Consider the following 1,427-nt stretch of genomic DNA (forward strand, 5'->3'; position numbering starts at 1 on the left):
TAATGCAGATCGTTTAAGCTAATTGAACGATCTTTCAAAGGGCTCATAATAGGCTACAACAGAAGTTGTGGCCTATTTTTATGTCTGAATTTATTAAAGAATTACACCTTACGACTGAGTTTTGCCAAGATCGTGATATTGATTCGTTCACTAAGCACATTCCCCTTGAGTGGATTGAAGAAGCTGTTACCCAAACAGGAAGAGCCTCTGTACGCAAACGACGCTTCCCCGCCGAACAAGCCGCTTGGCTTGTGTTAGGAATTGGTTTATTAAGAAACCGCTCAATATCTGAAGTCTGTGACAAACTAGAGCTCGCTTTTCCTGACGCTAAAGGAGAGCTTCCACCATTGGCGACCAGCAGTATTATAAAAGGGAAAGAAAAGCTAGGCGCAGCGCCTATGAAACACCTTTTTAAACATACAGCAACGCAGTGGGAGCAGTCGCAAACTTTTGATGACGTGTGTGGTTTAAAGCTGCTAAGCGTTGACGGTACACAATTTAAAACCCAAGATACGCCGAGTAACCGTCATTTTGGCTATGCTCAATCGACAACGAACTTCCCCTCAGTACTTGCTGTAACCTTGATGTCGACAAGAACGCATTTAATATCCGATGCAGCGTTTGGCCCCATTACTCAAAGTGAAATTCATTATGCTCAACAGCTTGTTGGCTCAGCACCTGAACATTCACTAACTCTATTTGATAGAGGTTTCTTTTCGGCTGAACTATTCACGAGCTGGCAAGGTGTTAGCGAAAATCATCATTGGCTTACGCCCATCAAAAGTAAAATGCGCTATGAAATAACGGAATCATTTAGCGATTACGACCACTTAATAACAATGCCTATTTCGCCACAAGCTAAAAAATCAGCCCCTTACCTAGGTGATACATGGCAAGCAAGGCTTATTCAAATTCCGACACCTAAAGGTGAAATAAAAGGATTCATCACCTCATGCGCCTGTCCAGAAAAGTACCCGCTGAAAGCGCTACTCGATGTTTATTGGCAACGATGGGAAATAGAGCGAGGATATGGTGAGCTCAAGCAATATCAATTATCTAATAAGCCAGCGCTACGGAGCTTGAAACAGGAAGGTATTTATCAAGAGCTCTGGGGTATTCTGACGTCATACAATATCGTGAGACTTGAAATGGCAGAGATGGCTAAAGCCCATAAAGTGGAGCCATTACGCATCAGTTTCATAAACGCATTATACCTAATACAAGACGAGTTTTTATGGTGCTCAGGTCGAAGCCCCGGGACAATCCCTAAAAAGCTAAAAGAACTACGTGAAAACGGTAAACGGCTAATATTACCGGAGAAAAGAAAGCGAAAAGCTTATCCGCGAACGGTGCTCGCAAAGACACAAAAATATCCAGTTAGGTATAAACGAAAAAACACCACTCGTTCTTAAACGAGTGGTGTTAAC

Annotated in this window: 1 protein-coding gene; it reads left to right on the forward strand. The window is 42.6% G+C overall.

Features of this window, described 5'->3' with window-relative positions; all coding sequences use genetic code 11:
- Window positions 1-80: 80 nt before the first annotated feature.
- Window positions 81-1,412, forward strand: coding sequence for an IS4 family transposase (locus tag I6E85_RS20755; protein ID WP_024589925.1), 1,332 nt, complete (start codon window positions 81-83; stop codon window positions 1,410-1,412).
- Window positions 1,413-1,427: the final 15 nt, after the last annotated feature.

Source organism: Pseudoalteromonas sp. NZS71 (genome assembly GCF_015864715.1).
GTDB lineage: Bacteria > Pseudomonadota > Gammaproteobacteria > Enterobacterales > Alteromonadaceae > Pseudoalteromonas > Pseudoalteromonas arctica.